Source organism: Klebsiella sp. CN_Kp091 (assembly GCF_040065095.1).
GTDB classification, from domain to species: Bacteria; Pseudomonadota; Gammaproteobacteria; order Enterobacterales; family Enterobacteriaceae; genus Klebsiella; species Klebsiella aerogenes.
In genome coordinates this window covers 21473-34933 of record NZ_JBEAIO010000002.1, presented here as the reverse complement: position 1 = coordinate 34933, position 13461 = coordinate 21473, and the positions used below count along the sequence as shown (strand labels likewise).

Below are 13461 nucleotides of genomic sequence, written 5' to 3'. Positions count from 1 at the left end.
TTTTTTGAGATAAATCGGTATTGATAAAATGTAAATGACTTGGATCACAAATATGATGTTGTAATACCAGTTTTATTTCATAGCTCCATAGCATGAAAAGATAACCAAAAAAAAGATAATCAAAACAATAGATTACGTTGTTTTTGTTTCATGTCTTTAATTTAAAACACATCAAAATGACTGTATATAAAACCAGTGCTCAGCGAGCTATAGAGCATTCTCAGACAATCAGCTCTACTTTGTGGACAAGTCAACTTCGGAGGGGGAAAGCCAGCCTCTGGCTGATGCGTAACATGGGAGAGTTATCTGATGGATTATCCTTCGTCGGCGACTGATTACACCGTGAGGGCGTTAACCGTCGATCTTATCTGCGATGTATCAATGAAGACCACGCCAGATAGTACTGTGATGATGACTTACGACGGGAAAATAGACTTCACAAAAGTAATGGGCCGTTCGCTAATCACCAGGGAGGGGGAAGCTATCGAAGGGGAAGCACTTAACGATATTGTGGTGTCCAGTGTAGTGACCTTCATTACCAACTGCGCAACTCAGGTAGATGATGATTTCCCGGTAATGTGAATGGGGCATATATGGGACATGAAAGCGCATCCAAACTTAGATGAGCTTGGGAGGTGGGGGGAAATCGTTGTGTGTAACTAACTGTTGTCTGGTGTGCTCTTGGACGGTCCTGATAAGTTACAAAATTTGAATGGTCATATTATGAATATGCCGGTTTAGTCATAAAATCTCGGCGCAATTTCTTCGTGCAAACCGCTATGCTTAACGCTGGCGGTTTTGTCTATTTACGGCGACAACGGCAAAAAACTGCTCGCCTCTACCTTGATTTGGACCCATCAAACGGTGAATGAATGATCCTGAAATATCACTACAATTGATAGGGGATGCAGATCAATAGCAGTTCATCGATCGATACAAACGATCTGACTACTACCACTACAAACTGTATGGTCTTGCCAAAATAATTCTAATTTGGAATAGCAGATGTCCGAAAAAGTAGACCATCAATTGCGGCGTAAGGTATGGATTGGGATTTTTCTCGGTCTGTTGGTCTTTTGGGGAGCGATAGCGACGATGGTGGACTTAGTGTTGGCTTAGCCCGAACTACCGGCTTGTCAGCCAGAAGAGAGGCATTTTTGTGTTATCGGGGTAAGGTGAAAATTTAAATTTGGATGGTAATTCACTATCGTTTCTCGGCTCTGTAGCAAATAATCTGCGCAAATTTTGCTCCGCGGAGGCGTTATGCTGTGGCTTCAGACCGTTGTATTTTTTGTCGTTTTAGCTTTTGTTGCGATAGCGATGTTTCATGAAACCTGGCGACAGGATAGCGAGTAATCGCCGCTTTTACTCTTCTTGATATGCCCCCTCCTTACCAACAACTAAACTTAGATCGTGTCTAACAATCGTCTGGAGGTTGTTGTGAATAGATTCCACGATGAATACGACGAGCGGGAGCTGTACCATATGGTCTGCCGTTGGGAGGATGAAGGCGGGGCGCTAGCGTGACGTTTTTCCTTTGAACTGACAGCATTCTGGCGGATCAGGCGTGAAGCCGTTGTAGGGTATGAACGCGCGCGCTTGACCCCTGGCAACTTCAGGGGCAATATTCCACAGACTGTGGTAACCCCGGCAGTGGCATTATATCTGAGCATTTGGCTGAGCAACGCAATGGGTATCTTCAGTCGGAAACGTTGGACAAATATATAACCAGCATGGAGGAGCCTGGCGTGGGAAAGCCGCTAACAGAAGATGATCTTCGTGAACATGGTTTCACCGATAAAGAGATTGCCCGCCTGCGTGAAATCCTGGCGCGACAAGAAAGCCAAAACAAAAACTATTTTGATTTAATCGATGATCTTCGCAAAAGACTGTGGGCTGGAGTATTAGGTTTTTTTATTGTTTTTATAGTGCTCATTCATGGGTGTTATGGTTATGAGTTAATTAATCATTTTGCCTATTTGTTCATTTTATTATTCGGTTTCTCGGTAGTTTACAAACTAACTCCGTTTCCAATGGCGCTCAACTATAGAAATTGTATCTAAAAATAAGATAGTCATTTATCTTTAACTTCATACATCGTGTTACCTATCTGTATCCCTTTTACCGTTGAGGATATCCCTTTTAACGCCATGGCTGGCTTACTCATGGTTGTTACTTTTCGGTAAAAATCTGGGCCAGTAAAATAAAATAAGCGCCACGCTTCTGGTTTTAAGGTAAATTTGGCAAGGCCATAAAAAGAGGTTGAAAGATCGACTACCTGATATAAAAGCTTTCCTAACTCTCTACTAAATCCTAAAAATTGAGATGCATCTTCATAATATTTTCTGTAAAATTAACACCATCTAACTTTTCAGCTATTGCGCCAAAGCCATGAAACATCAATGTTGTACCAGCAATAACGCCAATAACGTTTCCTGTCATTAATGAGCTAGCCGTTATTCCAAAACCTCCGATAACCTGCATACCGCCAAGAACAACATTGATTCCGTCGATGATATAGACGATAACTTTTTATTTACCCGAAGATAATTAATTTGTGAATTAATAAGGTGTAAATGGAATTATGAATTATTTATTTCATTAGTTAAGAAGATGAAGTGTTGTCTAGCGAATTTTTTATGATGTGGCTTCAGGTCGTTGTATTCTTCGTCGTTGTGGCATTTGTCTTGATAGCGATGTTACATTTAATGCTGGAGACAGGATAGTGACTAAAACTCTTTGTTTTGTGTTGTGTTTTTTTGATTTCATATCTATATTTTGTTTCCTCTCCTAATTAGAAACTCTTCATCCTTTTGCCAGGTCCTTTACGCAACATTCGTTCCCATTCAAATTCCTGTTTAACGATAATTGGAGACTTCCGAATCATCATACATTCATGATGTCAACGCTGCAAATTCCATTGCAGATGAAATTTTTATGTTTTCCTTGTGACAATTTATTTCTTGTGCTATATGAAAAGGATATAAATATAATGTGGTTGAATAAAATGGAATGGTCAAATGATTAATAACATACAAATGCTAAGGGCTTTAGCTGTAATAATGGTGGTAGCATATCATTCTGTCGGTATAGTCAATAAATATGGGTTTGGGTTTGTAGACCATACGTTAATAGGAAGGTGGGGGGCTTTGGGGGTTGATATATTTTTTGTTATTTCTGGATTTATTATGGCGATGATAGATGATAATAAAAGAAAATCCCCTTATGTTTTTGCGAAAGATCGAGTGTTGCGAATAGTTCCCATTTACTGGATGATGACTGTTACATTGATATTAATTCAATCGGTCATGCCAGAAATATTTAGGGATACGATATATACAACATATCAAAATATTGCATCATTGTTTTTTGTTAGTAGTTATTTAGGCTTCAATTACCCCACTCTGTACGTTGGTTGGAGTCTTGAGTTAGAAATGTTTTTTTATGCTATTTTTTCATTGTGTTTATTTATTAAAAATCACAATATTAAAATAATTTCTCTTGTCGGAATTATACTTGTGCTATCTATCCTGGGGGTAATTAAACCCATTTCTATGGAGTTTGCGTTTGGTATCATTGCATACTATACCAGCAAAAGAATATCATCAATCCAGGCCAACATCAGGCTACTCCTTGTAACAACGTTAATCGGGATGGTTTTATTTTATTCTCTATCAATCCCCGTTGATTTATACTCCATCGAAAGACCTTTATTTGCGGGGGGGATTTCATTTTTTATTGTGTTTGTTGCTGTACTTTGTAGTGATGTGAAAAATAATGTTTTCACGGAGATTGGTAATGCTTCATACTCAATCTACCTGGTCCAAGTGTTCTCAATTCCGCTGATAACTAAAATAATGGTAAAGCTAGGCTTTAACTTGAGTGGTTTGCTCGTCTTCCTCATAGCTACGATATTTACCGTTGTTTCAGGGTATATCTTCTATATATTGATAGAGAGAAACATTGTTAAAGTAAGTAAAGGATTTAGAATTAAACGACTCAATAAAGTATAAAGCAGAAAATAACACTAAAATTTTAGCGCGTTATGAAAATCACTGCCTGACAGGCAGTGATTTTCTACAGTAATTTATTTCCTCTATATACCTCCCTACCAGCAACTAAACTAAGGTTATGACTAACCATCGTCTGAGGGGTTGTGATCATATTCCACGATGAATACGACGAGCGGGACCTGTACGATATGGTCTGCCGCTGGGAGGATGAAGGCGGGGCGCTAGCGTGACGTTTTCCTTTAAACTGACAGCATTCTGGCGGTTCGGGCGTGAAACCGTTGTAGGGTATGAACGCGCGCTTGACCCCTGGCAACTTCAGGGGCAAGATTCCACGGGCTGTGGTAAACCCGGCTGTCTGCATGACACCTGAGCATTTGGCTGAGCGACATAACGGGAATCTTCAGTCGGAAACGTTGGAGACATATATAACCAGCATGGAGGAGCCTGGCGTGGGAAAGCAGCTAACAGAAGATGATCTTCGTGAATATGGCTTCACTGATAAAGAGATTGCCCGCCTGCGTGAAATCCTGACATGGTTGTTTGTATTGCCTTTGCCATAGTCGTTTCGTGGATTTTTAACTTCGAAAGTAATGATTTTACTTACCCGCTAATCATTATTATTACCCTAATTGCTGTTTGGAAATTAACACCTTTCCCGATGGTTTTTAAAGTATATCTTATCTGCTTGAAAATTAAGTGATTTCTTATTATTAATTTCATATATGGTATTGCCTATTTGTATTCATTTTACCGTTGATGAAACACCTTTAAGAGCTAACGCAGGGGCACTCATTTCCCGAAGAATACATCCATGTTTTATCCCGTGAGTAATATCATATTAATCCGGTCAAGATAACATAGTATATTTTACAGGCATATTTCCCTAAGCCCGTGAGTGGCTTATTTTAGCTGGCGCGATGTTTGGAATATTTAATTGATGAATGTATGAAGCGTAAATAAAATAATAGATTATATATTATTGCTTATTAGCCCTGTAAAACCCGCCGATGGCTTACCAGGCAACACTCTGCATTGCCCTGGTGAGACCCATCATGCGCTTCCTGGCCGGAATATCTGGCTGTGAGGCTGTTGTTGTTATTGTAATTCTTCGCTTTTGCTCTTGATGGCGACCACATTATCGGACTGCAGTTCGCCAAGCAGGAGCGAGCGATCGTCGAACTGGCCGTAAGCGTTGTTGACCGCGTTCTGGCGAGTGGATTGATCGATCAGCGTTTTTAATTGCTCCATCCGCTGCTGCAACAGCCCTTTCAGTACCCCTTCGTTGTCGATAATCTGCTGCAACTTAGCGTTGAGCATCTCTTGCAGAGCCAGCGATGGCCCCGCTTTGCCGGTAAATTCGGCAGTTTTCTCAACCGCCGTCACGTAGGCAAACTGCATTTCCACCAGCGCTTCCCATTGCCCGGCGCGCGCCAGGGCAATCATCTGACTGCTCAGGGTATGGATCTGCTGATAGGCGGCTAAAAGCTGCTGTTGGCGTTCCATCACAATGTACCCTGAGCAGGTTGATAGTTTGGCCCAATTTGCCGCCAGGCATCGGCGATATTCTCCAGCAGCTTGACCACTTCGACGATCGCCGCTTCGTCATTATGCAGGTTGGCCTGCATCAGGCGTCGCTTCATATAATCGTACAGCGCCGCCAGATTATCGGCGATTTCTCCACCTTGCTGGTGGTCGAGGCCGCTTTTCAACCCGTTGTCGATGATGTTGATAGCCTTCGACAGCGCCAGGCCTTTACCGGCGATATCCCCCTGATTCATCAGGATGCGTGCGCGAAGCAGGGCGTTAAGCGCCCCGTCGAACAACATTACGATTAACTGGTGCGGACTGGCGCTCATCGCGCTGCTTTCCAGACTGACCTGTGCGTAGGCTTGCGTGCCGCTACGGTTATACATGCTGTTTCATTACCTGATTAGGGGTTACTGGGACGAGAACTGCTGTTGTAAGTAGTTACCCGTGCTGCTCAGCTTGGACATCATGGTATCCAACTGAACAAACTGTTGTTTATAGCGATCGATAGTGTTCTGGATGCTATCGGAAACGGTGTCGATCTGGATATTCAGGCGATCGAGATTGGTGTTGATACTTTTGGTCGAGTTCTCGATGATGCCGCCCGCTTTAATATAGTTCTGGATTTCATTATGGATTTCGGTGGCCATCCCGGTGTCTTTGCCATTGCCGGCGAAGAAGTTGGCGACCTGATCCGGTTTCTCGTCGAGCGCTTTATTGAGTTTCGTGCTGTCGACTTCAAGCTTGCCGGTTTTGGGATTGGTTGAGATCCCGAGGTTACCAAGGCCTTTCAGCTCCGGGTTGTCCTGAGCGGCGCTGAGGGCGCTTTTAATCGACGACTGAATGCCGCGCAGGGTGTTATCGCCCAGCAGCGCGCCGTTCTTGGCGCTTTGCGCTTCACCGCTTTTCACCGGGGTGTATTTGGTCAGCGAGCCGAAGGTGTCGAGCAGCGAATTGTAGTTATCGACCCACTCTTTGATTTTGTCGGCGGTGCCGCTTTTATCGATGCCGATCACCAGGTTTTGCGGTTCGCCGGCTTTGGTGGTGGTTTTCAGATCAATGGTGACGCCCTGCAGCGCATCGGCAATCGAGTTGGTGCTGCGCTTAATTTTGGTGCCGTTGACGACGATCTCCGCATCCTGCCCGGCGACGGTTTGCTTCATCGCGCCGCTTTTGCTGCTGCTGTCATAGTTGAGGATGGCGCCGAGTTTATCGTCGTTATTCACCTGCACCGACACGGTGTTTTTCTCGCCGGTGGTGGAGGAGCTCAGCGCCAGCTGATAGTCATTGTCGCCGACGCGCATAATGCTGGCGGTGACGCCGGCTTTAGCGCCGTTAATGGCATCGCGCATCTCCAGCAGCGAGGTCTGGTCGTCGCTCAGCGGAATCGTGGTCTGTTTTGGCGGGTCGCCGGCGGTGATCGTAATGGAGCGGTCGCTGTTGCCGGCGGTTCCTAGTTTCTCTTGTTGGTCGGTAATTGTCGCCTGGGTGGTCAGGGTTTGCGGCTGCGCCAGCTTCTGCACTTCAACGCTATAGTTGCCCGGCACCGCCTTATTGGTGGTGGTGATGGTGAACTGGTCGTGCTTGGTGGCGGTGGTGCTGTTGAAAAACTCCGGCTTGGCCAGCTCCTTGCTCAGGTTATCGAATTTTTCCAGCGAGCTTTTTAACGTGCCGTAAGCCGTTAGCTGCGCGTTATAGCTGGTTTGCTGAGTGGTATACGGCGTCAGGCGCTGTTGTTCCGCCTTGCTGAGTTTGTCCAGTAAACCGTTGAGGTCGAGTCCTGAGCCGATGCCTAAGGAACTGATCGATGCCATTGGTGTTTCTCCTTACTAATGACGTTATTCGCTTATTGCGTTATCGGCCCAGTGGAAAAAAAGTTTACCGAAAAAGTGAAAAAGGCGATGGCGTAATAGAAGAGGGAAAAAGCGCGTTATTTTCGCCATTGGCGGAGGGGCAAAAATTTTTCAAAAAATGGCTAAAGGTTGCAGAGGATACGTCGATACCAGAAGGGACGGTGGTTGACGCCGTGGGCAAGCAAGCCCGAACCTTTTAACCACGTTGCACTGAACGCAACTGACTCGTAAGGAATGCATATAATGGCACAAGTAATTAATACCAACAGCCTGTCGCTGATGGCGCAAAATAACCTGAACAAATCCCAGTCTTCCCTGGGCACGGCGATTGAGCGTCTGTCTTCCGGTCTGCGCATCAACAGCGCCAAGGACGATGCCGCGGGTCAGGCGATCTCCAACCGTTTTACCGCTAACATCAAAGGCCTGACTCAGGCTTCCCGTAACGCTAACGACGGTATCTCCCTGGCGCAGACCACCGAAGGCGCGCTGAACGAAGTTAACGATAACCTGCAGAACATCCGTCGTCTGACCGTACAGTCGCAGAACGGTTCTAACTCCGCAAGCGACCTGCAGTCCATCCAGGATGAAATCTCCCAGCGTCTGTCAGAAATCAACCGTATCTCCGAACAGACCGATTTCAACGGCGTTAAAGTCCTGAGCGGCGACCAGAAGCTGACCATCCAGGTCGGCGCCAACGACGGCGAAACTATCGATATCGATCTGAAAGATATCAATGCGAAGACTCTGGGTCTGGATAAGTTCAGCGTGGCTAATCAGATGAATACTAACAATGTTGGTGCTACAGCGTTAACTAAGGTCGATGTAACTGGTGCGCCAACTATGTCTGATAGTGAAACGACTGCTCCTAATGAAATTGATGGCAAATTGTATTCATACAACAATGGTACAACTACTAAGTACTTTGTTCAGTCTAAAGATGGCTCAGAACGCTACAGCGCAACTTTAGGTGCCGATGGCAAAGTTACTTTCTCTTCTAAAACCGACGAGAAAGCAACTATTCAAACTGATATCGATCTTGGTGATAAGAAAATCAATACACTGTCAACTGTAAAAACTGGAGAAGTAGCAGTAACTTCAGGCCTCAAAGCCGGTGAAGAATTACGTACTTTTAAAGATGAAAAAGGTAATGACGGTTATGTTGTTAAAAGCACTGATGCTGATGGGAAGGTGTCTTATGCAAAAGCTACGATTGATGCTGATGGTAAAGTGAGCAAAGGTGCCCAGCTATCTACCCAAGCTAAAACAGCTGATCCTCTCTCAGTTTTAGACAACGCCCTGTCCCAGGTTGACCAACTGCGCTCCTCCCTGGGTGCGGTACAGAACCGTTTCGATTCTGTTATCAACAACCTGAACAGCACCGTTAACAACCTGTCCGCTTCCCAGTCCCGTATTCAGGATGCTGACTACGCGACCGAAGTGTCCAACATGAGCCGCGCGAACATCCTGCAGCAGGCGGGTACCTCCGTGCTGGCGCAGGCTAACCAGTCGACTCAGAACGTCCTGTCTCTGCTGCGTTAATCGCACGCCTGATTACTGTCGCATCGCAACCCCGCTTCGGCGGGGTTTTTGCTTTATGCCATAGCCACCCGGCGTAAAACGGCGCAACGGCGGAGCATGTCGTAAATAGAGACGCTTTTATGCGGTTTTTCCGGCGATTGGCATTTTTGCCCCTGCGCATAATAGCGCTGACTCTCTTATCCGCAGGTTTCAGAAATAGTGAGCGATTTGTATACCGCCGAAGGCGTGATGGACAAAAATTCCCTCTGGCTGCGCTACGTTCCGTTAGTGCGGCACGAGGCGTTACGCCTGCAGGTCAGGCTGCCCGCGAGCGTCGAGCTTGACGATCTGCTGCAGGCCGGGGGAATCGGGTTGTTGAACGCCATCGAGCGTTACGACTCGCTACAGGGAACGGCCTTTACCACCTATGCGGTGCAACGTATCCGCGGCGCAATGCTCGATGAACTGCGTAGCCGCGATTGGGTGCCGCGCAGCGTGCGGCGTAACGCCCGCGAAGTCGCCCAGGCGATGCAGAAGCTGGAGCAGCAGCTGGGCCGCCCGGCCACGGAAAGCGAACTCGCGCAGACGTTGGGTATCACCCTTGCCGAGTACCGACAAATCCTACTGGATACCAATAACAGCCAGCTGTTCTCCTATGACGAATGGCGGGAAGAGCAGGGCGAGAATGCCGAACGACTACTGGAAGGGCATGAAGAGGCCAATCCGTTGCATCATCTGCTGGAAGGCAGCCTGCGCCAGCGGGTCATCGAGGCGATTGAAGCCTTGCCGGAACGCGAAAAAATGGTCCTCACCCTTTACTACCAGGAAGAGCTAAACCTTAAAGAGATTGGCGCGGTGCTGGAGGTGGGAGAATCCCGCGTCAGCCAGCTACACAGCCAGGCGATTAAGCGCCTGCGCGCGAAGCTGGCCAACGAAGGCTAATAACCACCTGCCGGGCAGGTGGTTAGCGGATTACGATTTACGCAAATCAATGCGCAGAATGCGCTCCTTCGCCCCTTCGACAAATACCTCAGGATCCCACTCGCGATTGAACCCTTCTTTAATGCCGACGTACAGGGTATCCATGTCCGGCGACAACACCATTTGATTAGGATAAACCGGGGTGCGGAATTCATGTGTCACGCGCCAGGTTTTGCCGTCCACGACGCTAATGGTGCCGCTGGTGAAATTACTCACGTACAGCTCGTTATATTTCGGATTGAAACGCACCGCGTTGGCGCCGATGCCGGTACGCACGTAACCCAGCGATTTGCCGTCTTTCAGATCGAAAATATACAGGCCGTCGTGCGGGCCGCTGCGATCGTCGTGATCGAAGGCGACCACGAAAATACGCCCTGAGTCGGAATCGACGATCAGGTTTTGCGCGCTGGCCAACTGCGGCGCGTTAAGCGGGATGGTGCGGACAACCTGCTGGGTTCTGGCATCGATCTCGTTGATATAGTCGCGGCCGCCAACGTAGATCTTCTGCGTCTTTTCATCCAGCGTCAGGCCGTAGGCGGTGCCGCGATAGGCGCCTTTGACTTCCCCTTTCAGCTGCAACGTCGTGCCGTCGAGCATCAACAATTTATGCAGCGGACGCATCCCGTCCTGGGTTTTCAGCATATGGCTGTAGCTGACAAATAACAGGTTAGCGGCGCGGCTGTATACCATATGCCGCAGATGTTCGAAGCGCGCATCGGCGGCGCCGTCGGTAGTGAAGCTCAGGCGCGGGCTGGTGCGGGTGATTTTACCGCTGGCGGCGTCGAACAGGCTAATACGCAGCGAAGCCGCCTGGGTATGGCCGACGTAAAGCATGCGCGCCGGCTGATTCATCGCCAGCGAGAAGGCGCGCCTGGGCATATCGTAGCGCTGGATAACCTGCAGGGTGGCCGGATTAAAGGCGTAGAGATAACCTTTATTGGCCGCGCGGTTAACCCGGTCGGTCGCCGCGGCGAATAGCAGGTTGTCGCCATTGTCGAACGCCAGCTCATAAACCCCTTCATTGGCTTCCTGCAGATAATTGGTTTTCATCGCAAAGCGCGACGCTTCCCGCGGCGGTGGATCGATGGCGAAAGCCGGCTGGGGGAGCAGGGCGGCGAGCAGCAGCGCAGCCAGCGGTTTTATCAAGTTGCGATTAGTCATGATGGTTATCCTTGTTGATAAATAGGGATCAGAACTGGATTTCGCCGCCGAAAATATAGGTGCGGCCGCGGGCGGTGGTGTTAACAGAGGCGCCCTCTTTGGCGTTATCGAGACTCTGGTTCATACGGTTTAGCGCTTCGGAGTAGTCACGATTCGTTACGTTCTGCACGCTAAAGCGCAGCAGTACGTTATCGGTCATCTGCCAGCTGCTATAGAGGTCGATAATGGTCGGGATATTCGGCATGCTCTCTTTAGGCACCGTGTTGGTGTCGAGGCTAATGCCTTCGGTACTCAGGCGTTTTGATTTACCGGTGAATTTCACCAGGCTGCCGACGGTGAGTTTGCGATCGAACAGGCGCCCGCCCACATCCACCGTGGCGTAGCTGCTGGGGAGATCGCTAAGGTCGCTATAGGCGAAGCTATAGACCGTGCTGGCAATAGAGGTGGGCTGATCGGTGCGCTGCTTGCTCCACGACACATTGGCGTAGGCAAAACCGATGTCGTATCCGGCTTCAATCTCATAGCCCTCGGTGGTCACCGGCGAGGTCACGTTAACCGAGATATTGGCGTTGAAATCCGGCGAAGCATTGGCGACATCTTTACACAGCCCCCCGTTGCTGCACAGCAGGAAGGATTCGCTGGTGATGTAATCTTTAATCCGCGAGCGGTAGGTCAGAGCTTTCAGATGCAGGCTATCCTGCTCGCTCAATAATCCTTGTTTGATAACGTTAAAACCGGCCTCCCAGGTCTCGGCTTTTTCCGGTTTCAGGAACGGGTTCATCGATGCGCCGCCCTCGTTGGCGAAGAACACTTCCTGAACGTTCGGCGCGCGCGATGAACGGCTCCAGCTGACGAACGGCTGCAGCCATGGCGTCACCTGCGCGGAGAAGGTCGCCGAGGGATTAAAACCGTTATCTTTAACGTTGAGTTGGGTTGCCCCTTGCGGGAAGCATTTTTCGTTATCTGCACAGGCCGGTTTATAGCCCTGTACCCGGCTACGGGTATAGTTAAGATTAAGATCGAGCTGATAAATATCCTTGTTTAATGTCAGCCCGCTATAGAGCGAGGCGATCTTCTGTTTGCCCGCCGGGGCAAAGGCGTTATGGTCGGTCTCATTATCCTGCACGAAGCGGCGGGAATAGCGGGTATCCATTAATTTACCGCCGAGCTGGAAAGCGGCATACAGATCGTCGGTAATACGAAAACGGCTGGTGTTGTTCATATCCAGCGCGTTGGACTTATTGGTGGTCGAGGAGTCGTTAAAGTTATACAGCGACTCCGGTTTATATGACTGATTGCCGCGGCTGGTGCTGGCTAAAACATTGAACTCGACCAGTTCATTGAGCGGCGCATAGTTATAGCGCAGATAGTAGTCGTCGCTGCTAATATCGCGACGGGTAAAGCTATTGCGGTAATTACGCCCGGAAAACTCGAAGCGGTTAAATTGATCGACGTTGAAATTGATTTTATACAGCTGCGAGCGCGGCTCCTGGCGCAGATATTTATTATCTTCGCCGATAAACTCTTCGCTGCTGCGTCCGCCGCCGTTTTTATAGGTCGCATAGGTGCGGGTGCCGCTGATGCCGAGTAGCGCGCCAAGGCCGCCGCCGTTATCGAAGGCGTCGGTTTTGCCGGCTACCGTTACCATACCGGTGCGGCCGAGTCCGTTATCGCCTACGGAAAAACGCGACAGCAGGCCGACCTGATGCCCCGGTTTTAACACATCATCGATACCGATCGTGCGCAGGTTGGCGCTGCCCGCCAGCGCGTTGACGCCTTGCGAACCGGCGCTGTTGCCGCGGGTGATATCCACTTCGGCCAGGAAGTTGGGGTCAAGCGGCACCCCGGCGGCGGTATTCGCCCCGCCGTGATAGTTAGCCGGCGCCATGCCGAAGAAGGTCTGGGTGACGCCATCCACCATGGTGTTTACCCGGCCCAGCCCGTTCATGCCGCGAATATTGACGCTGATGGTGCCCTGCAGCGGGTCGATTTGCGTATAGGTGCCCGCCATGCTGCGCAGCGAGGCATCGAGGCTTTGCAGATTCTTATTGAGCGTTCGCGAACTGTAGGCGCCGGGACGGGTATAGCTCTCCTCTGAGGAGCCGACCTGGCCGGCATTTTCCGCCAGCGGGTTATCGGTAATGGTGATAGGAGAGAAAACCGATTCTCCTTCGCTTTCGGCGGCGAAAGCCTGGCCGTTGACGATAAGTAGCCCGGTGACGAGCCCCGTGATTATTTGTGATTTTTCCATAATCCAATCCTGAGGTAATAAATATTTAACGCACAAAAAGGGCAGCAGCGTGCATCGCGCTTATTGCTAAGTGCGATGACACATTGCCCAAAATAAAAAATTATTAGCGGTCAGTGACCGTTATAAATAACGTCCGGGTTGCCTGAATAAATAACAG

At 48.7% G+C, this 13461-nt stretch carries 11 protein-coding genes; 6 read left to right on the top strand and 5 right to left on the bottom strand.

Going from position 1 to position 13461, the window contains the following annotated elements:
• Window positions 1-309: 309 nt before the first annotated feature.
• From ABLV17_RS01315 to ABLV17_RS01305, 3 genes are all read left to right on the top strand, one after another.
• Complete coding sequence (locus ABLV17_RS01315) at window positions 310-582, top strand: hypothetical protein (protein ID WP_271032311.1); 273 nt, start codon at window positions 310-312, stop codon at window positions 580-582.
• Between the two features lie 1166 nt (window positions 583-1748).
• Window positions 1749-2063, top strand: coding sequence for a hypothetical protein (locus tag ABLV17_RS01310; protein ID WP_271032312.1), 315 nt, complete (start codon window positions 1749-1751; stop codon window positions 2061-2063).
• A gap of 957 nt (window positions 2064-3020) precedes the next feature.
• Window positions 3021-4013, top strand: coding sequence for an acyltransferase (locus ABLV17_RS01305; RefSeq protein WP_308958912.1), 993 nt, complete (start codon window positions 3021-3023; stop codon window positions 4011-4013).
• A 1095-nt stretch (window positions 4014-5108) separates the two neighbouring features.
• Here ABLV17_RS01305 and fliT read toward each other — a convergent pair.
• From fliT to fliD, 3 genes are read right to left on the bottom strand one after another with little or no spacing between them, the layout of a single operon-like run.
• Window positions 5109-5516, bottom strand: coding sequence for a flagella biosynthesis regulatory protein FliT (gene fliT / locus ABLV17_RS01300; protein WP_032714211.1), 408 nt, complete (start codon window positions 5514-5516; stop codon window positions 5109-5111).
• Entirely contained in the window at window positions 5516-5926 is a 411-nt protein-coding gene (fliS, locus tag ABLV17_RS01295; RefSeq protein ID WP_015704959.1) for a flagellar export chaperone FliS, read from the bottom strand. Before fliS ends, fliT begins: the two co-directional genes overlap by 1 nt.
• A gap of 24 nt (window positions 5927-5950) precedes the next feature.
• Window positions 5951-7354 (bottom strand): flagellar filament capping protein FliD, encoded by a 1404-nt coding sequence (fliD, locus tag ABLV17_RS01290; RefSeq protein WP_308958913.1) that lies wholly within the window; start codon window positions 7352-7354, stop codon window positions 5951-5953.
• Between fliD and ABLV17_RS01285 the strand changes: the two genes are divergently transcribed.
• From ABLV17_RS01285 to ABLV17_RS01275, 3 genes are all read left to right on the top strand, one after another.
• Complete coding sequence (locus ABLV17_RS01285; RefSeq protein ID WP_308958914.1) at window positions 7348-7593, top strand: histidine kinase; 246 nt, start codon at window positions 7348-7350, stop codon at window positions 7591-7593. The genes fliD and ABLV17_RS01285 overlap by 7 nt on opposite strands.
• A 43-nt stretch (window positions 7594-7636) precedes the next feature.
• Window positions 7637-8932, top strand: a complete 1296-nt coding sequence (locus tag ABLV17_RS01280) for a flagellin FliC (protein ID WP_045360105.1) — start codon at window positions 7637-7639, stop codon at window positions 8930-8932.
• 198 nt (window positions 8933-9130) lie between these two features.
• Entirely contained in the window at window positions 9131-9853 is a 723-nt protein-coding gene (locus ABLV17_RS01275; protein ID WP_113374243.1) for an RNA polymerase sigma factor FliA, read from the top strand.
• Window positions 9854-9883: 30 nt separating this feature from the next.
• On the opposite strand, the gene ABLV17_RS01270 is transcribed toward ABLV17_RS01275, so the two are convergent.
• Both ABLV17_RS01270 and ABLV17_RS01265 read right to left on the bottom strand, forming a co-directional pair.
• Window positions 9884-11053 carry a YncE family protein gene (locus ABLV17_RS01270; protein WP_308958915.1) on the bottom strand — a complete coding sequence of 390 codons (1170 nt, stop codon included), beginning with the start codon at window positions 11051-11053 and terminating at the stop codon, window positions 9884-9886.
• 28 nt (window positions 11054-11081) lie between these two features.
• Window positions 11082-13304, bottom strand: coding sequence for a TonB-dependent receptor (locus tag ABLV17_RS01265; RefSeq protein WP_087858068.1), 2223 nt, complete (start codon window positions 13302-13304; stop codon window positions 11082-11084).
• Window positions 13305-13461: the final 157 nt, after the last annotated feature.

Excerpts from the sequence above, each read along its gene's own strand:
- fliT (WP_032714211.1), bottom strand. The coding sequence starts at position 5,516 with ATGGAACGCCAACAGCAGCTTTTAGCCGCCTATCAGCAGATCCATACC.
- ABLV17_RS01305 (WP_308958912.1), top strand. The coding sequence starts at position 3,021 with ATGATTAATAACATACAAATGCTAAGGGCTTTAGCTGTAATAATGGTG.
- fliS (WP_015704959.1), bottom strand. The coding sequence starts at position 5,926 with ATGTATAACCGTAGCGGCACGCAAGCCTACGCACAGGTCAGTCTGGAA.
- ABLV17_RS01270 (WP_308958915.1), bottom strand. The coding sequence starts at position 11,053 with ATGACTAATCGCAACTTGATAAAACCGCTGGCTGCGCTGCTGCTCGCC.
- ABLV17_RS01285 (WP_308958914.1), top strand. The coding sequence starts at position 7,348 with ATGCCATTGGTGTTTCTCCTTACTAATGACGTTATTCGCTTATTGCGT.
- ABLV17_RS01315 (WP_271032311.1), top strand. The coding sequence starts at position 310 with ATGGATTATCCTTCGTCGGCGACTGATTACACCGTGAGGGCGTTAACC.
- fliD (WP_308958913.1), bottom strand. The coding sequence starts at position 7,354 with ATGGCATCGATCAGTTCCTTAGGCATCGGCTCAGGACTCGACCTCAAC.
- ABLV17_RS01280 (WP_045360105.1), top strand. The coding sequence starts at position 7,637 with ATGGCACAAGTAATTAATACCAACAGCCTGTCGCTGATGGCGCAAAAT.
- ABLV17_RS01265 (WP_087858068.1), bottom strand. The coding sequence starts at position 13,304 with ATGGAAAAATCACAAATAATCACGGGGCTCGTCACCGGGCTACTTATC.